This window comes from Brevundimonas vesicularis, from assembly GCF_027105095.1.
GTDB lineage: Bacteria > Pseudomonadota > Alphaproteobacteria > Caulobacterales > Caulobacteraceae > Brevundimonas > Brevundimonas vesicularis_E.
Genome location: NZ_CP114278.1, coordinates 1,353,302 through 1,370,596 on the forward strand (window position 1 = coordinate 1,353,302; position 17,295 = coordinate 1,370,596).

Annotated in this window: 21 protein-coding genes and 1 pseudogene; 14 read left to right on the plus strand and 8 right to left on the minus strand. The window is 65.8% G+C overall.

What is annotated here, in order from left to right:
• Positions 1-11: 11 nt before the first annotated feature.
• The 7 genes from O2K97_RS06735 (at position 12) to O2K97_RS06765 (ending at position 8,807) form a co-directional block, all read left to right on the plus strand.
• A complete protein-coding gene (locus O2K97_RS06735; RefSeq protein WP_269220946.1) occupies positions 12-3,233 on the plus strand; it encodes an efflux RND transporter permease subunit in 3,222 nt (1,073 codons plus the stop codon).
• 38 nt (positions 3,234-3,271) lie between these two features.
• Complete coding sequence (locus tag O2K97_RS06740) at positions 3,272-3,832, plus strand: cation transporter (RefSeq protein ID WP_269220947.1); 561 nt, start codon at positions 3,272-3,274, stop codon at positions 3,830-3,832.
• The gene (locus O2K97_RS06745) at positions 3,829-4,518 is read left to right on the plus strand and encodes a methyltransferase family protein (RefSeq protein ID WP_008264189.1); all 690 of its coding nucleotides are present in this window, start codon (positions 3,829-3,831) and stop codon (positions 4,516-4,518) included. The genes O2K97_RS06740 and O2K97_RS06745 overlap by 4 nt, the downstream gene beginning before the upstream one ends.
• A gap of 150 nt (positions 4,519-4,668) precedes the next feature.
• On the plus strand, positions 4,669-6,735 hold the full coding sequence (locus tag O2K97_RS06750) for a heavy metal translocating P-type ATPase (protein WP_088582519.1): 2,067 nt from the start codon (positions 4,669-4,671) through the stop codon (positions 6,733-6,735).
• Complete coding sequence (locus tag O2K97_RS06755) at positions 6,732-7,175, plus strand: DUF305 domain-containing protein (protein WP_114818249.1); 444 nt, start codon at positions 6,732-6,734, stop codon at positions 7,173-7,175. Before O2K97_RS06750 ends, O2K97_RS06755 begins: the two co-directional genes overlap by 4 nt.
• A 3-nt stretch (positions 7,176-7,178) precedes the next feature.
• Positions 7,179-7,601 carry a hypothetical protein gene (locus O2K97_RS06760; protein WP_112863181.1) on the plus strand — a complete coding sequence of 141 codons (423 nt, stop codon included), beginning with the start codon at positions 7,179-7,181 and terminating at the stop codon, positions 7,599-7,601.
• Positions 7,602-8,807 carry an acyltransferase family protein gene (locus O2K97_RS06765; protein ID WP_269220948.1) on the plus strand — a complete coding sequence of 402 codons (1,206 nt, stop codon included), beginning with the start codon at positions 7,602-7,604 and terminating at the stop codon, positions 8,805-8,807. It begins immediately after the preceding gene.
• Between the two features lie 464 nt (positions 8,808-9,271).
• Here O2K97_RS06765 and O2K97_RS06770 read toward each other — a convergent pair whose 3' ends face one another.
• From O2K97_RS06770 to O2K97_RS06785, 4 genes are read right to left on the minus strand one after another with little or no spacing between them, the layout of a single operon-like run.
• Positions 9,272-9,493, minus strand: a complete 222-nt coding sequence (locus O2K97_RS06770) for a hypothetical protein (protein WP_269220949.1) — start codon at positions 9,491-9,493, stop codon at positions 9,272-9,274.
• A gap of 55 nt (positions 9,494-9,548) precedes the next feature.
• On the minus strand, positions 9,549-9,740 hold the full coding sequence (locus O2K97_RS06775) for a hypothetical protein (protein ID WP_269220950.1): 192 nt from the start codon (positions 9,738-9,740) through the stop codon (positions 9,549-9,551).
• Positions 9,740-10,165: a hypothetical protein gene (locus tag O2K97_RS06780; protein WP_269220951.1), complete on the minus strand. Its 426-nt coding sequence runs from the start codon at positions 10,163-10,165 to the stop codon at positions 9,740-9,742. The genes O2K97_RS06775 and O2K97_RS06780 overlap by 1 nt, the downstream gene beginning before the upstream one ends.
• A gap of 13 nt (positions 10,166-10,178) precedes the next feature.
• On the minus strand, positions 10,179-10,850 hold the full coding sequence (locus O2K97_RS06785) for an XRE family transcriptional regulator (protein WP_269220952.1): 672 nt from the start codon (positions 10,848-10,850) through the stop codon (positions 10,179-10,181).
• A 56-nt stretch (positions 10,851-10,906) separates the two neighbouring features.
• On the opposite strand from O2K97_RS06785, the gene O2K97_RS15685 reads away from it, so the two are divergent.
• Genes O2K97_RS15685 through O2K97_RS06810 form a run of 6 tightly spaced genes read left to right on the plus strand, consistent with a single transcriptional unit; the run spans position 10,907 to position 13,812 of the window.
• A complete protein-coding gene (locus O2K97_RS15685; RefSeq protein ID WP_419466094.1) occupies positions 10,907-11,176 on the plus strand; it encodes a helix-turn-helix domain-containing protein in 270 nt (89 codons plus the stop codon).
• Between the two features lie 26 nt (positions 11,177-11,202).
• Positions 11,203-12,072, plus strand: coding sequence for a ParB/RepB/Spo0J family partition protein (locus O2K97_RS06790; RefSeq protein WP_269220953.1), 870 nt, complete (start codon positions 11,203-11,205; stop codon positions 12,070-12,072).
• Positions 12,069-12,281: a hypothetical protein gene (locus O2K97_RS06795; protein WP_269220954.1), complete on the plus strand. Its 213-nt coding sequence runs from the start codon at positions 12,069-12,071 to the stop codon at positions 12,279-12,281. Before O2K97_RS06790 ends, O2K97_RS06795 begins: the two co-directional genes overlap by 4 nt.
• 55 nt (positions 12,282-12,336) lie before the next feature.
• Complete coding sequence (locus O2K97_RS06800) at positions 12,337-12,582, plus strand: hypothetical protein (protein WP_269220955.1); 246 nt, start codon at positions 12,337-12,339, stop codon at positions 12,580-12,582.
• Positions 12,575-13,051, plus strand: coding sequence for a hypothetical protein (locus O2K97_RS06805; protein WP_269220956.1), 477 nt, complete (start codon positions 12,575-12,577; stop codon positions 13,049-13,051). The genes O2K97_RS06800 and O2K97_RS06805 overlap by 8 nt, the downstream gene beginning before the upstream one ends.
• A complete protein-coding gene (locus O2K97_RS06810) occupies positions 13,048-13,812 on the plus strand; it encodes a DNA-binding domain-containing protein (protein ID WP_269220957.1) in 765 nt (254 codons plus the stop codon). The genes O2K97_RS06805 and O2K97_RS06810 overlap by 4 nt, the downstream gene beginning before the upstream one ends.
• Positions 13,813-14,237: 425 nt before the next feature.
• On the opposite strand, the pseudogene O2K97_RS06815 reads toward O2K97_RS06810, so the two are convergent.
• The 3 genes and pseudogenes from O2K97_RS06815 to O2K97_RS06825 form a co-directional block, all read right to left on the minus strand.
• Positions 14,238-14,774: pseudogene (locus O2K97_RS06815) on the minus strand (helix-turn-helix domain-containing protein); the annotation flags it as partial.
• A gap of 357 nt (positions 14,775-15,131) precedes the next feature.
• Positions 15,132-15,500 carry a hypothetical protein gene (locus O2K97_RS06820; RefSeq protein WP_153923430.1) on the minus strand — a complete coding sequence of 123 codons (369 nt, stop codon included), beginning with the start codon at positions 15,498-15,500 and terminating at the stop codon, positions 15,132-15,134.
• A 202-nt stretch (positions 15,501-15,702) separates the two neighbouring features.
• The gene (locus tag O2K97_RS06825) at positions 15,703-16,041 is read right to left on the minus strand and encodes a hypothetical protein (protein WP_269220958.1); all 339 of its coding nucleotides are present in this window, start codon (positions 16,039-16,041) and stop codon (positions 15,703-15,705) included.
• A 42-nt stretch (positions 16,042-16,083) separates the two neighbouring features.
• Between O2K97_RS06825 and O2K97_RS06830 the strand changes: the two genes are divergently transcribed.
• Positions 16,084-16,821 (plus strand): hypothetical protein, encoded by a 738-nt coding sequence (locus O2K97_RS06830; RefSeq protein ID WP_269220959.1) that lies wholly within the window; start codon positions 16,084-16,086, stop codon positions 16,819-16,821.
• Between the two features lie 68 nt (positions 16,822-16,889).
• Here O2K97_RS06830 and O2K97_RS06835 read toward each other — a convergent pair whose 3' ends face one another.
• Complete coding sequence (locus O2K97_RS06835; protein WP_153923404.1) at positions 16,890-17,228, minus strand: hypothetical protein; 339 nt, start codon at positions 17,226-17,228, stop codon at positions 16,890-16,892.
• Between the last annotated feature and the right edge of the window lie 67 nt (positions 17,229-17,295).

Consider the following 17,295-nt stretch of genomic DNA (forward strand, 5'->3'; position numbering starts at 1 on the left):
GGGCGCACCGCATGTTCAAATTCATCATCGAACTCTCGGTCAAATTCCGATGGTTCGTGGTTCTCGCCACGGCGCTTGTCGCGGCCTACGGACTCCTCGAGCTGACACGGCTTCCCATCGACGCCGTGCCGGATATCACCAATCGCCAGGTCCAGGTGACCACGGTCGCTCCGGCGCTCGCGCCTGAACAGATCGAACGACAGGTCACCTACCCGATTGAAACCGCCATGGCCGGCATTCCCGGCCTGACCACGACCCGATCCCTCAGCCGAAACGGCTTCAGCCAGGTCACGGTCATCTTTACCGACCAGACCGACATCTATTTCGCGCGCCAGCAGGTCGCCGAACGGCTCGCGGGCGCCCGGGAGGCCATGCCTGACGGGGTGGAGCCGACCATGGCCCCGATCACCACGGGCCTCGGTGAAGTGCTGATGTGGACGATCGACTACAAGCCGTTCAACAGTCAGAACCTCGCCAAGCCTGGCGAGCCGGGCTGGCAGGCCGGCGGAGCCTATCTGACGCCCGAAGGCGATCTGCTCTCGACCCCGCAGCAGCGCGCCACCTATCTGCGTACCGTACAGGACTGGATCGTCGCGCCGCAAATGCGGACCGCCCCCGGTCTCGCGGGCGTCGACACCGTCGGCGGCTATGTGAAGGAGTATGCGGTCCGTCCGGACGCGGCGCGCCTTTCCGCCTACGGCCTGGGCATGGGCGACCTTATCCAGGCTCTTGATCGCGCCAACACCCAGGCCGGCGCGGGCTATATCCAACGCGCTGGCGAAGCTCTGACGGTCCGCACCGACGCCCTGGCCTCAACCGTGGAGGACCTGGCTCAGGCGCCGGTCGTCAACCGGAACGGCCTGATCGTGCGGGTCGCCGATGTCGCCACGGTCGAGATCGGCCAGGCTCCGCGCCTGGGCGGCGCCAGCCGTGACGGCCACGAGGCCGTGCTCGGTACGGCGCTGATGATCGCGGGCGGCAACAGCCGCACCGTGGCCCAGGCGGCCGGGGAGCGTCTTGAGGAAGTTCGCAAGACGCTGCCCGCGGGGATCGAGGCGGTAACGGTTCTCGACCGTAGCGCCCTGGTCAACTCGACAATTTCGACGGTGGCGCGCAACCTCACCGAGGGCGCGCTTTTGGTCATCGTCGTTCTGTTCCTGCTGCTCGGCAACATTCGTGCGGCCAGCATCACAGCGCTGATGATCCCGATCAGCTTCCTGTTCGCCGTCATCGGCATGAACCGGTTCGGCATCAGTGGAAACCTGATGAGCCTGGGCGCGCTGGACTTCGGCCTTCTGGTCGATGGCGCGGTCATCGTCGTGGAAAGCACCCTCCTGATGCTATCGCAACGGCGGATCGATCTGGGACGGGCCCTGACCCGTCGGGAACGCCTTGATGTCGCCGTGGCCGCAGCTCGCAAGATGGTCAAGCCGGCCGCCTTCGGTCAGCTGATTATCCTGCTCGTCTTCACTCCCCTGCTGATGCTTGAGGGCGTCGAGGGCAAGACGTTCGTCCCCATGGGCGCGACGGTCATGCTGGCGCTCGTCGGCGCCTTCATCTTCTCCTTCACCTTCGTGCCGGCGATGACGGCCCTGCTGGTGCGGGATACCAAGAAGGTCGAGACCGACGAACACGGCCAGGCCCACGAACACGAAACCTTCCTGCTCCGCCACGCGCGGCGTTGGATCCAGCCGGCCATCCGCGCCGCCGTCGATCGTCCGAAGATCGTTTTGATCTCGGCGCTCGGCGCGGTCGTTGTCGGTGGTCTGGCTTTCTCGTCCCTGGGGAGGGAGTTCATCCCCACCCTGGACGAAGGCGACATCGCCATGCAGGCGCTGCGGGTTCCCTCGGCGTCGCTGGAACAGTCCCTCGCCATGCAGATGGCGTTGGAACGGGTCATCACCGCCCAGCCGGAAGTCGAGACCATGTTCTCCAGGACCGGCACCGCCGAGGCGGCCGTCGACCCGATGCCGCCCAACATTTCGGACAGCGTCATCGTTCTGAAAGACCGCAAGGACTGGCCTGATTCCGGTCTCGAGAAGGAAGCCCTTCTCGAGCGCTTCGAAGATCTGGCCAATCAGCAGATCGGCAACAACTTCGAGTTTAGCCAACCCATCGAACTTCGCTTCAACGAACTGATCTCAGGCGTGCGGACCGACCTCGCGGTCATGGTCTATGGCGACGACTTCGACACCATGCAGCGGGTCGCGGATCAGGTGGCCGGCGCGCTGCGCCAGACCACGGGCTCCGCCGACGTTCGCGTCGAACAGGCGTCCGGCTTGCCCACCCTGACGGTCAGCGTCGATCGGTTCGCGGCGGCCAGCTACGGCCTGTCCGCAGCCGACGTCTCCGAAGCGGTCTCGGCCGCCATCGGCGGCGCGGAGGCCGGCCGGATCTTCGAGGGCGATCGTCGCTTCGACGTCGTCGTCCGCCTACCGGACGATGCACGCAACGATCCGGCGGCGCTCGCGGCCCTGCCCATCGTCTCTGCGACGGGCGTGACCGTGCCTCTGTCCTCGGTGGCTCGCATCCAGAGCGCCGAGGGGCCGAACCAGATCAGCCGCAACGACGGCAGCCGACGGATGGTGGTCCAGGCCAACGTCCGCGGCCGGGATCTGGGCGGCTTCGTCACCGACGCGCAAGCGAAGGTCGATCAGATCCAGCTCCCGCCGGGCGTCCGCCTGACCTGGGGCGGTCAGTTCGAGAACCTCAAACGGGCCGAACAACGGCTGGGCCTGGTTATTCCGATCGTCTTCGTCCTGATCGGTGTGCTGCTGTTTATGGCTCTGGGGTCGTTCTCCGAGGCTGGGCTGGTCTTCGCCTGCGTGCCCTTGGCCTTGATCGGCGGCGCCTTGGCGCTTCTCATGCGAGGGATGCCGTTCTCGGTGTCTGCGGCCGTTGGCTTCATCGCCGTCTCGGGTGTGGCGACCCTGAACGGACTTGTTTTGATGCAGGCCATTCGCGAGCGATTGCAGGCGGGGCTCGCGCCCCGGGACGCGGCGATCGAAGGGGCGTCCAGCCGATTGCGTGCGGTGTTGACGACAGCCTTGGTCGCCATTGTCGGCTTCATCCCGATGGCGCTCGCCCACGGCGCGGGGGCCGAGGTTCAGAAGCCTCTGGCGACGGTCGTCATCGGCGGCCTTCTGACCGCGACGGCCCTGACCCTGCTGGTCCTGCCGACCTTCGCGGCCAAGGCGGTGCGTCATCGCAAGGACGAGGGGGTTGAGGATTGATTGCTCGCACTCAGGATGACCGTCAGCAGCGACGCACGTTGCTGACGGTTCTCGCGCTCAACGCGGGCCTGGCATTAGCGCTCGGGATCGGCGGCTTGTCCGCCGATTCCAGCGCTTTGCTGGCCAACGCGGTGGACAACGCCTCGGACGCTGCTGTCTATCTGATCAGCTTTCTCGCGATCGGTCGGCCCGTTTCGTGGAAGCGGGGGGCGGCGCGCCTTTCGGGCGTCATGCTCCTTATCTTCGGCGCTGGCGTCCTTCTGGACGCGGGTCGTCGATTCCTCATCGGGACCGAACCGATCGGCCCGACCATGATGGGACTCTCGGTCGTCGCAGCGATCATCAACCTGATCTGCCTGCAGTTGATCCGCCGTCAGCACAGCGGCGACGTCAACATGAAGGCTGCCGAGACGTTCAGCTTTAACGACTTCGCCTCCAACGGGGGAATCCTCGTCGCCGGGGCCCTGGTGCTCTGGCTCGGCCAGGCGTGGCCGGACCTCGTCGTCGGCGTCCTCGTGGCCGCCATCGCGTTGAAGGGCGGCGTGGATATCCTGCGCGATGCGGCTAAGGATCGTCCGGCTGAGGGGGAGGGGCAATGATGCCGCTCGAGCCCTCCGACAGCGTCTCCAAGCCCGCAAGCCCCGCTTTGTCCGGCTCCTCGCCCCCTGATGACGCCTGTCGATCAGCGGTCGATATCCAATCCGTTCAACGATGGCGCAAGGCGGGCATTCTCGTCGGGGGCCTGCTTCTTGTCGTCTGCGCGGCGCTCGTCACATCCTGGCCCTTGCTCGAACATCCTGTCGAGCATCTGGGCCTGATCGCCATCATGGTTTGCATCATCGGTCGGGCCTGGTGTTCCCTTTACATCGGTGGCCGGAAGAAACAGGAGATCATATCCGCAGGACCGTATTCGGTCAGCCGCAATCCGCTGTACGTCTTCAGCTTCATCGGCGCGTTTGGCATCGGCGCCCAGTCCGGCAGCCTTAGCGTCGGTTTGGTCTTCGGATTAGCCTGCTGGGTGGTGTTTCGCATCGTGGTCGGCCGCGAAGAACGCTTCCTCTCCGACGCCTTTGGACACGACTACCAAGCTTACCGTGAGCGCACCCCTCGGTTCCTGCCCAAGCTCTCCCTATGGCGCGACGAGGCGGAAATCATGATCCGGCCGGTATTCTTCGTCCGCACGGTGCGCGACGGCTTCGTCTTTCTCCTAGCGCTTCCGCTTTTCGAAGCGATTGAGCAGCTCCAGCGGCTCGGGGGCTTTAATGCCGTCGTGCCCGTGCCCTGAGGTCGGGAGAACCGGGATGACCACCTGCGAGCGGATCGCGCTGGAACCCGCTGGCCCGGCGCGCCTTCGCCCGTGTCGCTATCCCGCCCCCTCGATCGCGGCGGTCGCCGCAAGCAGCCGCGATTCCCAACCCGCAACGGGACCCTATTTATGACCAGCACAACACTGCCGGACCATCTCCACACCAAGTCCGAGGAGCACGATCACGGTGGCGTTCTAGGCTCCAATACGGAGCTGATCTTCGCCCTGACAAGTGGCCTTGCTCTGGGCCTTGGATTCGCCCTCGAGAAACTCGCAACGGGCCTTCCCGCTTGGATTCCCCTCGCCCTCTTCCTGATCGCCTACATCTTCGGCGGCTTTTTTACGGTGCGAGAAGCGTTCGAGAACCTCCGCCAGAAGCGCTTCGAGATCGATACCTTGATGCTCGTCGCAGCCGCAGGTGCGGCGGCGCTCGGGGCCTGGGCCGAAGGCGCTCTCCTGCTGTTTCTGTTCAGCATCGGCCACGCGCTCGAACACTACGCCATGGGCCGCGCCAAACGCGCGATCGAGGCCCTGGCCGAGCTTGCCCCCCGGACAGCCCATGTGCGACGCGACGGGCAGGTCGTCGAATTGCCTGTCGAAGATTTGGTCGTCGGCGACACCGTGGTGGTGCGTCCAAACGAACGACTGCCCGCTGATGGCTTTGTCGTGGTCGGCACCACAAGCATCAACCAAGCCCCCGTGACCGGCGAAAGCATGCCTGTCGACAAGCAGCCCGTCGCGGACCCCGAGGCGGCGCGGGCGAGACCGGCCCAGGTCGGATCGCCGTCTCTCGTCTTCGCGGGCACCATCAATGGCTCAGGCGCCATCGAGATTGAGACGACCCGCACATCGAGCGACACCACCCTGGCCAAGGTGGTTCGGATGGTGAGTGAGGCCGAGACGCAGAAGTCGCCGACCCAGCGCTTCACGGACAGGTTCGAACGCATCTTCGTGCCTGTGGTGCTGGCGCTCGCCTTTGTCCTGCTGTTCGCCTGGGTCGTCGTCGATGAGCCGTTCCGCGACAGCTTCTATCGCGCCATGGCCGTGCTGGTCGCCGCGAGTCCTTGCGCGCTCGCCATCGCCACCCCGAGCGCCGTCCTCTCGGGCGTCGCCCGTGCGGCGCGCGCCGGTGTCCTGATCAAGGGCGGCGCGCCGTTGGAGAACCTCGGCTCGCTCAACGCCATCGCCTTCGACAAGACCGGCACCCTGACCGAGGGACGGCCGCGGATCACCGACGTCATGACGGTGCGCGGGACGAAGGAGGGCGATCTTCTGGCGGTCGCTGTGGCGGTCGAACGGCTCAGCGACCACCCGTTGGCGGAGGCCATCGCGCGCGACGGTGGCGCACGCTTGCGCGATACGATCATCCCGGCCGCGATCGACCTCAAGAGCCTGACGGGCAAGGGCGTGACCGCCCAGCTGCACGGCGAGACGATCTGGATAGGGAAGCCGGAGATGTTCGGCGTCGACGGCGTAGCGCCGCTCGGCGACGAAACAACCTCTGTCGTCGCTCAGTTGCGACTGCAGGGGCGAACCCTGATGGTGGTGCGACGCGGCACGCGCGATCTCGGTGTCATTGGGCTTCTTGATACGCCTCGCCCAGCAGCGCGGCCGACGCTGACCGCTCTTCGCGCCCTCGGCATCGGGCGAATGATCATGATCTCGGGCGATCACCAGAAGGCCGCACAGGCGATCGCCGGACAGGTCGGCCTGACAGAGGCTTGGGGCGACCTCATGCCCGAGGACAAGGTCGACGCCATCAAACGCCTTCGCGCTGACGGCAAGATTGCCATGGTCGGCGACGGGGTGAACGACGCCCCGGCCATGGCCACGGCGACCGTCGGTATCGCGATGGGCGCGGCTGGCTCCGATGTTGCGCTTGAGACCGCCGACGTCGCCTTGATGTCCGACGACCTGTCGCAGCTGCCCTTCACCGTCGGTCTCAGCCGACAGACGCGGCGCATCATTCTCCAGAATCTCTACGTCAGTCTCGGAATCGTCGCCTTCCTTGTGCCGGCGACGATCCTCGGCCTTGGCATCGGCCCTGCCGTGGCGCTCCACGAGGGGTCGACCCTGCTGGTGGTGTTCAACGCTCTGCGCCTGCTCGGCTACCGCGACCGAACGGCGCCCATCCTTCCCAGTGCAATCCCGGCCGCCCCCGTGGCCCCGCCGGCTCTCTCAAGGACATCGTCATGAAGCGTTTCGGATGGATTTCCGTCATCGCCGTCTTTCTCGCCCTGTCGGCCTTCGCCTTCGGGATGATCTCGCGGCAAACCCGCGAGGTCCCTGCGGCGCCGTCGGCGGCTGACTCTCGCCCGAGCGACACCGAGGCAAGCCACGCTGGCGAGACCACGGACAGCCCATCGACTCGCGCCTATCGCGAGGCCAGCGCGAAGATGCACCAGGCCATGAGCATCAACTACACGGGCGACGCCGACATCGACTTCCTGCGCGGAATGATCGCCCACCACGAGGGTGCGCTCGCAATGGCCAAGGTCGCCGTCGAGCATGGCGAAGCCCGCGACGTGCGTAATCTGGCCGATGAGATCATTGCGGCCCAGGAATCCGAAATTGTCCGGATGAGAATCCTTCTTGCGCGCCATGAGGACACGCCCGCGCCCAACGCAAGGCCCTGACGCATGGCCGGCAAACGCTTCACCGTGCGCGGCCGGAGCATTCGTTGGCGGGAAGGCCGCTATCGCCAACGAGGTAGGCGGCGGCTCCAGGCGCGCCCGCTGAAGCCACGGCCCGTGCTCGATACGCTCGTCGCCATCGGGGTCAGCCTGTTCGCAGGAGGCCTGGTCTTCTGCATGGCCCTTCTGCTGCTGGGCGCACACAAGGTGCCGCTGCATTTTGGTTACGGGGCCATTCTGGGCGGCGTGATCGGCTGCTCGTTTGTGTTTGGACCCCGCGATAGGCCCGGACTGATGGTCGTCGGAGGCTTGGTCGTCGTTTGGGTTTTGGGAACGGCCGTCCTCTACGCTTCGCGAGACCAGATCGTCCTGCGTCCACATGAGCACCGCAGCGCCGCCGCCAAGTCTGCGCCACGGAAGGCTGACTGAATGCCCGAAGCCGCGCTGACCGAGCCATCGCCTCGCCCCGTCCGGATCGCGCGCGGCGGCTGGCTGGACGCGCTGCGTTTTATCGTAGGGGCGCTGATCATCCTCTACCATTTCCGCGAGGCCGCGCCTGTGCCTCTCGGACAACTGCATCCAGTCTTCGAGCGCGGCTATCTGCTCACCGACTTCTTCATCATCGACTCCGGCTATGTCCTGGCCCGCATCTACGGTGATCGCCTCGCGTCCGGACAGGCCTCGCTGCGCGCCTATGCGCGCCAGCGCCTGCTGCGGGTCATTCCGGCCCACCTGGCGGTCAGCCTCGTCCTGGTGCTGCTCGTCGGCGGCGCCGCCCTGGCCGGGATCGCGCCCAGCAATCCGCGCTGGTTCGACTGGTCGCAGCTGCCGGCCCAGGTGCTGCTGCTCCAGGCCTGGGGCGTGCCGGGCGGGCAGGGGTGGAACGCCCCGACCTGGACGCTCTCGGCCCTGATTGCCTGCTACCTCCTGCTGCCCTGGATCTGCCGGGCCCTGTGGCGCTGGCCGCCGATCGCTGTCGTGATCGGCGCGGCCCTCCTCGTCGTCGTCGCCGATGTCGCGGCCTCGCTCTGGCTCGGGGATCCGATCTACCGCCTGCCGATGCGCCACGGCATTCTCCGCGCCATGCCGCTCTTCCTGCTCGGAGTCGCGGCGGCCTTCTACGGTTCGCGGGTCTGTGTCGCGCCGCACCGGGCCAGGGCGATCGGCCTCGCCGCCGCCTTCGCGCTCGTGGGGCTGCAGGCCTTCGGCGCCTTCAGCCTGGTGTCGCTCGGCCTGATGACCGTGATCATCTGGGCCGCCGGCGCCGTGCCGGTGCGCAGTCCTTCACGGCTGATCGAGCATCTGGCCCTAATGTCGTTCTCGATGTTCCTCACGAATGAGGTGAGCCGCATCGTCTGGTTCGGCCTGCTCGACGCCCTTGGACAGGAGGCGTGGTCGTCCGGCGTTCGCTGGGTCCTGTGGGCGATCGGCTTGGTCGGGGCGTTCGTGGCCGCCGCCGTGTTTCGCTACGGCTTCGACCGACCGGTCCAGACCTGGCTTAGTCCGTCCCGACGGGGGGGGGGGGGGACCCGAATGTCGGCCGCCGCCACGGAACGGGCCGTGGAATTGGGCGGCCCCGGCGTCGCCGCGCCCGGGCGCCCGGGCCAGGCCGCCATCGACCCGCCCCGGGCTTGATCAGGGGCGCGGCTCAGTGCTTGTTAGGGGACATTAGAAACTAGAAGGGCGGGATACGGCGGCATCGGCGTGGACTGCGTGGGATGAAACCCAAGCTCCATAGGGTTCAGACCAAAAAAATTCGTCGGCGGTCAGCGGCGAGCACGTGTCTAACAAGATGGTTGATTTAGACACCGACCGACCACTTGATCCTAGAAAAAATTCGTCGGCGGGCGCGGCGGCGTTCAAGTCCTCAAAGCGCCCTTAGATGACGATGTGAGGGCCGTCTGAAGGCCCTTAAGCCCGGCGTGGCGGGACCGGCGCGATCCTTAGTGATCCGAGGGGCGGCGTCGGACGGTGGTTGATGGGGCGAGGACACCGCGTCGCGGCGTCTGGTTCGGGCCGGTCGAACTGGGACCAGGCGGTCCCAGTTTGCTGAAAACCGGGTGAGGCCCGCCGTCGCTGGGTTTGACGGCCGAACGGGATCAGGTGGGCGGCGTCGGAAGTGGGACCGCTTTTTCGCCCGGCGCCGGCACCTGGTCGCCGACATAGAATCGGCCCTGCTGCACATACATCTCGAACCAGACATCGCCCCCATAGAAGCGCGGGAGGTCGGCGCGCGGGACGAAACGGCCCAGCCGGCCGAAGTGGATCTTGACCTTGGGAACCTCGCCCTCGGCGACGACATGAACGGCGATGTCGGTCACGCGGACGGGCCATCCCCGCTTGCCGTCAGGAATGCCGAGCCTGATCGGGGACGGCTTAGCGCTCATCGTCGGGCGTCGGGTCGAGGGTCGCCAGGACGGCGGCGTCATCCTCGGCGACCAGGCATGTCAGGGCGCCGCCAAGAAAGATGCGCGTCATGCCATCGTCGGTCGCCGCGAAGGCCTGAACTCTCGCCGCCCGAATATGGATCGGCAGGCCGGTTTCCGGCTGGGTGAAGCGGACAAACATCAGGGACGGATCGACCGCGTGATCTGGTCCGCTCGTTCACGGGCCTGGGCGAGGTCAGTCGGGGAGAGCCGCTCACATTGGATGCGATACATGCCGTCGTCGTCATAGGTTGACGTGTCCGGCCGGTTGGCGATTGCGACGATCCGCCAAGCGCAGCCCGCAACCGCATCCTGCACGATCCACGGCGCGTCATTTGTGAACGCCTCGGAGACGTTGCGCTGGGCTTGGTAGTCGCCGGCCATCGCCTTAGTCATCTCTTCCGGCAAGGTGGCGTGATCGTATTCGCAGGCTCGACCAGGGTCGGGGGTCGGGCATGGCTTCAGCGCGACCGCTCCTGAAAGGCCGACACCTTGTGTTGAGGTCGGCGCCTCCCCGCATGCCGAGAGCAGCAACGCCGACGCGAGTAGGTTGCGGATGGGAGCCATTAGAAGGCCGCCTCTAGTAGATATTGAAGCCGCCGAGGGCGCGGCCCAGGATGGCAAAATGTTCGAGGTCTTGACCCTGTAGAACCTCGGGTTCGTAACGCGGGTTTTCCGAAATCACCTCGATACCGTCAACGCCAAGCCTCCGAAGGCGTTTGATGCGAAGCTCGTCGCCAAGGCGGAAGGCGAAAACGCCCTCACGCAGGCGGGTGTCGCGGGTATCGACCAAGACGTTGCTCTCATCAGAGATCAGCGGTTCCATGCTGTCGCCCTCGGCCATGACGAAGCGCAGGCCTTCAGCGTTCGTCATACCCATGATTAGCAGCATGTCTCGCGTCATCGGCACCACTCCGATCTGTTGCGCCAGGTCGGTGATGGAGCCTGCGCCGGCCGCCAAGCGAACGTCGAGCAGCGGAATATCCACATAGCCGAATGGCCCAGAGTTCGGCTTGCCCACGCCGGTCGCAAGCCATTCCAGGCTCACCCCCAGCACCTTCGCAATACGGGCAAGCTTGAAAGCTCCCGGCTCGCTTCGTCCCTTCAGGAGCTGGCTGAACCCGCTGAGGGACATATCCGAACGCTTGGCGACCAGCGTCTGAGGCACGACGCCCATAGCTGATCGCAGCCGATCCGCGAAATCGGAATACGGCCCCGCAATATCGTCATCAACCACGTTGACCGACTCCATATACCGGATTAGTGTCCGTTAAAACGTAGATACCTACGACGTAACGGATTGCGCTAATGCATCGCGAAGAAATCAAGTGTGAACTCCGAAAGCGATATGGCTCCCTTGCCGCGTTTTCTGAGCGCGTGGGCCTCCCGCGCGGCTTGGTCAGTGATGCTTTGAGGGGACGCAGTTCGTCCCGCGCCGAGGCAGCGATCGCCGCTGCTTTGAACTTGCCGATCCATAAGGTCTTCCCGAGGCGCTACGGCTTCAATGATTCGTCCCTGAAAGCGGACAATAGTCCGCTACAGCGTAGATCGCATCGTCTAACTGCGGAGGCGCGTTAGACATGGCGCGCGGTGATGAAACGCCGATGACGGCCCCAGCCGCCATCATGATCGACCCGCCCGCCGTTCGTTCGGTGGTCAGGGTCAAGATCGACCAGATCGACGCCAGCGAGCGGCTTCGCGAAATCAGCGAGGCCCACGCCCAGGTGATCGCGGCCTCCATGCTGGAGCATGAGAAGGCCGGCGGTCGTCGTCAGCTCCAGGCGGTCGAACTGGTCCAGCGGGGCGATGGCTATCGGCTGGTCTATGGCGCGCACCGTCTGCGCGCTCACCAGATCAATGGCTGGGACGAAATCGACGCCGAGATCGTGACGTTGACAGACGCCGGGCTGCGTCTGCGCGAGATCGACGAAAACCTGATCCGTCACGAGCTGACGGCGCTTGATCGTGCGCGGTTCCTGTCAGAACGGAAGCGCCTGTTCGAGGCGCTAAATCCGGCTGCAAAACGCGGCGGCGACCGGCGTTCGGACCAAACTGCCAACGTGGCAGTTTGGTCGTTCAGCGCCGACATCGCCGAGAAGACAGGGCTTTCCGAGCGCACCGTGTTTCGTGCCGTGGCGCTGATCGAGAACCTCGCCCCTGCCGCAATCGCCCGACTGCGCGACACGCCGCTGGCGTCGAACCAGGCGGCTTTGGAGGCCTTGTCGAAACAACCCCACGAGCGGCAGTTGGCGGCGCTGGACCAACTGTTCGCGGCCGAGAACCCGGCCCCGTCGGTCAACGCCGCCTTCGACCGCCTGGACGGCAAGGTCGTGAAGCCTGCCGCCGAGCTGAAGGTGTCGAAACTGATCGACCAACTTGGCCGTCTGGGCGCGCGCGAGTGGGACGAGGTGCTGGAGCACATGGCCAAGGCCGATCGCTCGCGTCGTTTCGAGATCGTGGAGAAGGCCCGATGAACGTCCTGCGCATCGAATACGATCTGCCGCTCGACAACCAAGGCCGCGATGCAGCCCTGATCGGCGTCAATCGGGACGGCGAAATGCGCTGGACCATCGAAGCCGGTCGCGATCACGACGGCCCCCTGACGCAGGTCGATGATCTTTCGACCGACCAGATGAGAGCCATCGCCGCCGCCCTGTCGCGCTTTCAGGACGGCCTGCTGTGATCCTCGCCATCCTCCACGCCATCATCCTGCGCCTGACGGGCAAGGAGCGCCTGCTTTGACCGACGCCATTTCCTTGCCGCGCGGCGGCGCCGACGTGTTGAACAATCTGCTGGCCCAGCGTTCGTCCTGGCACGGCTGGGAGGGCGGCCATCCGGCGCGGTCGCCGGAGGCGCAGGACGCCTTCACCGAGCGGGCGCGGGCCATCACCGCCATGCGTGAGATCGGCCTGATCGACGAGAACGGCATGCTGACCGAGGCCGGCCGCCTGACCGCCGAAGCGTGGAACCGGCGACATGCCTAAGCACCACACTCGCAAACGCCACCGCGAAGACCCGCGCCAGATGGCCCTGTCGTTCGACGCCCCGCCTCGCGTGACGCCGACCGAAGGGCTGCTCGCCGGCCTGGACACCTACGTCTCGGGTCTGGTGGCCCGGATCGTCCAGGACGACGCAAGGTCGAAAGACGAGATCGCCGCCGCCGTGTCGTCGGTGCTGGGCGAGCGCGTCTCGGGCGACATGATCTACGCCTATTCGGCCCCCGGCAAAGGCAGTCACAACATCTCGGCCGCCCGGTTCCTGGCCCTGATCGTCGCCACCAAACGCTCGGACGCGCTGGACGCCCTGGTGACGCGGATCGGCTGTCGGGTGCTGGAAGGCGAAGAGTTCGTGCTGGCCCAGCTCGGTCACGTCCAGGCCGAGATGCGACGACTGAAGGCGCTGGAACGCGACCTCGTCGGCAAGGCCCAACCCTTCGAAGGGCGCACAGCATGAACGCGGTGTGGTGGACGGCGCAGGAACTGGCGATGCAGACCCTTCCGGGCCTGCCTTCGACCAAGCGCAAGATCAACGAAATGGCGGCGCAGCAGGGCTGGGCCGGGCGCGTCAATACGGCCGGCGTCCGGCTGGCCCGTCCCCGCAAGGGACGCGGCGGCGGTCTGGAATATCACTATACCGTCCTGCCGGTTCCGGCCGTGGCGGCCCTTTCGGCGCGGGGCCTGGTCATGAACCAGGGCGCACAGGCCGTCGTCGTCCCCGCCTCGGAGGCCTGGAAGGCGTTCGACGCCCTGCCTGACGACAAGAAGGCCAAGGCGCGTTTCCGTCTGGATGTGCTGCGCGAGATCGAGGCGCTGCGAACGGCGGGCGCCTCGGCGACGGGCGCCGTCGCCCAGGTCGTGGCGTTGCACAAGGCCAGGGCACGGGCCGGCGACGGCGATCATCACGCCTTCAGCGCCGCCACCGTGGCCAACTGGAAGAAGGCGGTCAAAGGCCTGCCCAAGGGCGACTGGTTGCCCGCGCTGGCTCCGCGCCATCAGGGTCGAACGGCGACGGCCGAGTGCGATCCGAACGCCTGGGAATTCCTGAAAGGCGACTATCTGCGTCTTGCGTCGGCGACGAGGATATCGGGCAGGGCGATGATGATGTCGCCTATGGCCGGGGCGTTGACCCGGGGACGTCGGCGGGTCGTTGAGACGGGTGTGATTTCGATGACGGTCACGCTATCCTGGTCATCCTCAGCAGGATCATCGTCGTAGGTAGCGGATGACTGCCACAAGACCTCGCCATCCTCGTCCAGGGCGTCGGTTTCGGCCGGTGTTGGCTCCGTCGAGGCCGCGTACTCCTCTCGGAGAGCCCCTCTACCTAGAGAAGATTCACTAATTAGAATTTTTCCAGGCTGAGTAGGGAGTAATTGGGCGCCGTTTCTGTCAGGCGCGCCGGACTCTTCTGTCACCCCTGAAGAACTCCAGACCTGGTGGTCCAGCAGGGCTTCAAGGCGTCCCACGGCTGCGTCGGCCTGGGCGACGGCCATCCGGGCCATGTCGAGATCCTTGCCGCGGCGAACCGCCTCGATGGCGCGCAAAGCAGTCTGGGCGAAGCCGTGTTCCTCGCTGGCGAGGAGGACGGCAAGCAGGCTGCGAATGCGTGTTGAACGGCAGCTGAGGGTGCGTCGCAGGGTGCGCAGCTCGTGGCGATCGACGCGGTCCTGGTCGCGAAGGGCTTCCAGTTCGCGGTATCGGACGATCAGGGGCCGGAGATCGACGCCGTAGGCCTCCTCGGGCGCGTCCGCCGCGCCGATCCGGTAGCGGGTGCGATCGGGGCTGTCCCGGAAGCTGATCCAGCCCAGGCGGCTCGTTTTCTCGCGCCAGCGAGCCAAGGTGCGGCAAGTGACGTCGAGATCCGCCATCAGATAGGCGTCGGCGTAGGTCGAGATGAGGGCGAGCCCAGCCGCATCCAGATCGAGCCCCGCCAAGGCCGCCGAGGGTTTGAAGCACTCCGCCGGCTGAAGCTTCACCAGGTGATGCAGGAACGCCCGTTCCCGGGGTTTGAGGCCCATAGCGCGGGCAGGGACGTCCTCCAGGAGGCGGAGGAGACTGGATTTGGTCGCTCCATCCGGCAAACCGGACCACTGGCGCGCGTAATCCTCCGCCCGCCGATGGGCAGGCGTGACTGGTCGTAGGCCCCGCGCACCCGCGCTGGCCTGATGATGCGTGAGCATCGGTCGCTCCCTTATTCAGGGAGGGATTTCGGGCAAAGCTTCGCCGTCGCCCTCAAAGGGCGTTTTTGTCTTGACGATGGGGGGAGCGAGCGCGCATAAGGGTTCTGCACAATTTAGACCCTTGCTTTTTTTGAAGCACGCCCGCCGTTCCCTCTGGGGACGGCGGTTTTTCTTTGTCTGGACCCCTCCGACTCGCTTGGTGGTGCGGTCATGGGACGGCGCCCCACGATTCGCGTCAAGTTTTCCCAACAGCAATTGGGAAACAGGGGCAATGAGCGGCCGAATGGGTTAACGCCAAGTTACAATTCGGCGGTATGTTTGAGTCCTGGAAAGGCCCCGGCGAGGGGTATGCGGCCGCTAGGCGGCGCGCGCTCCGCTCAGGTCGGCGGAGAGATGTGACCGCGTGGACACGCCTTCGAGGCGCGAAGGCGCCCGAAGATCTGCGGTGGCCGAATAGATCAACGAGCCCAGGTCGGCCTGCTGGTCTTTGGCGATTTCTTTGAGGGCATCGACGAAATGCCGCTTGAAGGCGAGGTCAACGCGGCTTCCCGACAGAGGTTGGCGCGAGATGCCGGCGGCAAAACCGTTGGCGACACAACGCTGTAGGCGGCGCTCGACAACGGCCGACACTGATCGCAGGCCGAGGGCTTCCCGTTCAGCCTTCAGCCCAGCGATGACGCTTTGGGGAAGGCGGGCGGCAACATTGGCGTGGGTTTTGTCGGACACGAACAGCACCTCTCGCCCACACTATGCGGTGAGTTACGCCCCGAAACAAGGGCCGGGGCGGTGTCTGGACATGTGAAAATGAGGACTGCGAACAGCCCCGTGCGGATCACCATTAGCGCCGCGCGGAGCCCGACGCAATATAGAGGCATTCCGCGAATCCAACGACATACGTCCGAGCTTGCGACTCCGCTGAAAACTGCGGTTAGGCGGCCTCTCCTTTGGAGATGAGGAGCATCCTGAGGCTGGCGACGCTGCGGGGACGGCCGCCGGCATAGAACAGGCTCGGGTTTGCGGAGGCGGCGCGAGGGAAGAGCCCCGCCGCTGATCTGGCCGGATCATGCGCGTTGGCGCGCAGGAGGCTTACAGCTCCGCCGGAGCCGAGGAAGTGGGCCATATACAGCTCGCCGTCGCGCGGCGGCCGACGCAGGTAGGAGCGCAGGGCGCTCGCGTTCTCGCGCGTGAACTCGCCGGCGAGATATGCGGAAAGCTGGGCGTCATAGCGCAGCGCGAGGATCTGGCGGCGCACGACGCGGTCGTTCACGAAGGGCTCGCCGTTTCGGTCAAGGTGGATTTGAGAGGCGAGGTGGGATCCGAGGAACGGGACACGTGGGGCTCCACCTATCAGGTGATGGACCAGGTCTCGCAGAACCTGCAGCGGACGCATGGCTACTCGGAGTCGACAGCCAAACAGGCCGTGGCCCGGGCGGCCGCCGAAGCCTTTGTTGAAGGATCGGTCGGAACACCTGGCGAAACCGCGATGGTTCGCGAGCTTGAGCAATCCTTCCGTCAGGAAGAGGTGATGAAAATTGCTGCGCCGGAACAGGTCGTCCAGGGCCGGGAGATCGGCCAGACCGTCCGGCAGATGGAACCCGAACAAGTAAGGCTGCTCGAGCCCGGCGGGGACGGCAGCAGCCTCCGTCAGGGGGTGACCTTGGCGGGGCTGGGTCAACCCGGATCGGGAACCAGCGAGTTCGCGCCCGGCACGTCTGGATGGCAAGCCGAGCGGGAAGAGCGGGCGGAACGGGCGGCCGAAGCCCAGACCTCGCGCAGCGCCCGGGGGGCGGGCGACAGTGGTGACGGCGAGCCCGACGTCCGTAGTCGTGTGCCAGGCGGAGGCGTGGCCAACGACGCCGGCGAACCGGTACTGCGTCCGGTGTTCAATTCAGCTCTGCGTGACTCTATCCGCGAGGATGTCAGGGAGGGCGGCGGCGTGATCGATGCTCATCGACCGGCCGATACCTCGCTCTGGAACAGCCGGAATGTCGAGGACACTCAGCAGGAACAAGGTAGCGCCCGTCTGGGCCGCCGGTACGGCACGTGACCGCACAAGAAAACGGCCGCCCGGTGAGGGGCGGCCGTTCTATCGTCTGCGAATTCGTGGGAGCCGCTTCAGCCCTGCGAACGGCGAGCTTTCAGCAGTCGGTTCGCATTGAGGACAGTGATGTAGGGCACGGCGAGAAACAGAAGCAGTCCCAGCGAAAGCAACGCCAGTGGGTTCCCCGTCTCCAAGGCGTAGGAGATTCCCCAAAACACCGCCCCCAGGAGGGCCACGGTCATGATGGCGGCGAACACATAGGTCGCGACCGCCCCGGCTATCAGTCCCGGACCCGCGAGCGCGAAATTCAGCTGGGCCTCCAAGACGCGCTGGGCTTGCGGCGACAGGTTCAAAGACGAAGGGGCGGCTTGCATGGCATCGGTCTCCTTGGTGTTCTTGTTCGGTTCTACCACGACGGCCTCCATGCAACTAGGACGGCAACATCATCTCGCAGATCGCGCAAAACGCCAAGCGTGCCCG

Coding starts and splice junctions, on each gene's coding strand:
- O2K97_RS06780 (WP_269220951.1), bottom strand. CDS start 10,165: ATGGCTCCCATCCGCAACCTACTCGCGTCGGCGTTGCTGCTCTCGGCA.
- O2K97_RS06755 (WP_114818249.1), top strand. CDS start 6,732: ATGAAGCGTTTCGGATGGATTTCCGTCATCGCCGTCTTTCTCGCCCTG.
- O2K97_RS06760 (WP_112863181.1), top strand. CDS start 7,179: ATGGCCGGCAAACGCTTCACCGTGCGCGGCCGGAGCATTCGTTGGCGG.
- O2K97_RS06745 (WP_008264189.1), top strand. CDS start 3,829: ATGATGCCGCTCGAGCCCTCCGACAGCGTCTCCAAGCCCGCAAGCCCC.
- O2K97_RS06790 (WP_269220953.1), top strand. CDS start 11,203: ATGACGGCCCCAGCCGCCATCATGATCGACCCGCCCGCCGTTCGTTCG.
- O2K97_RS06795 (WP_269220954.1), top strand. CDS start 12,069: ATGAACGTCCTGCGCATCGAATACGATCTGCCGCTCGACAACCAAGGC.
- O2K97_RS06805 (WP_269220956.1), top strand. CDS start 12,575: ATGCCTAAGCACCACACTCGCAAACGCCACCGCGAAGACCCGCGCCAG.
- O2K97_RS15685 (WP_419466094.1), top strand. CDS start 10,907: ATGCATCGCGAAGAAATCAAGTGTGAACTCCGAAAGCGATATGGCTCC.
- O2K97_RS06750 (WP_088582519.1), top strand. CDS start 4,669: ATGACCAGCACAACACTGCCGGACCATCTCCACACCAAGTCCGAGGAG.
- O2K97_RS06775 (WP_269220950.1), bottom strand. CDS start 9,740: ATGTTTGTCCGCTTCACCCAGCCGGAAACCGGCCTGCCGATCCATATT.
- O2K97_RS06765 (WP_269220948.1), top strand. CDS start 7,602: ATGCCCGAAGCCGCGCTGACCGAGCCATCGCCTCGCCCCGTCCGGATC.
- O2K97_RS06785 (WP_269220952.1), bottom strand. CDS start 10,850: ATGGAGTCGGTCAACGTGGTTGATGACGATATTGCGGGGCCGTATTCC.
- O2K97_RS06810 (WP_269220957.1), top strand. CDS start 13,048: ATGAACGCGGTGTGGTGGACGGCGCAGGAACTGGCGATGCAGACCCTT.
- O2K97_RS06735 (WP_269220946.1), top strand. CDS start 12: ATGTTCAAATTCATCATCGAACTCTCGGTCAAATTCCGATGGTTCGTG.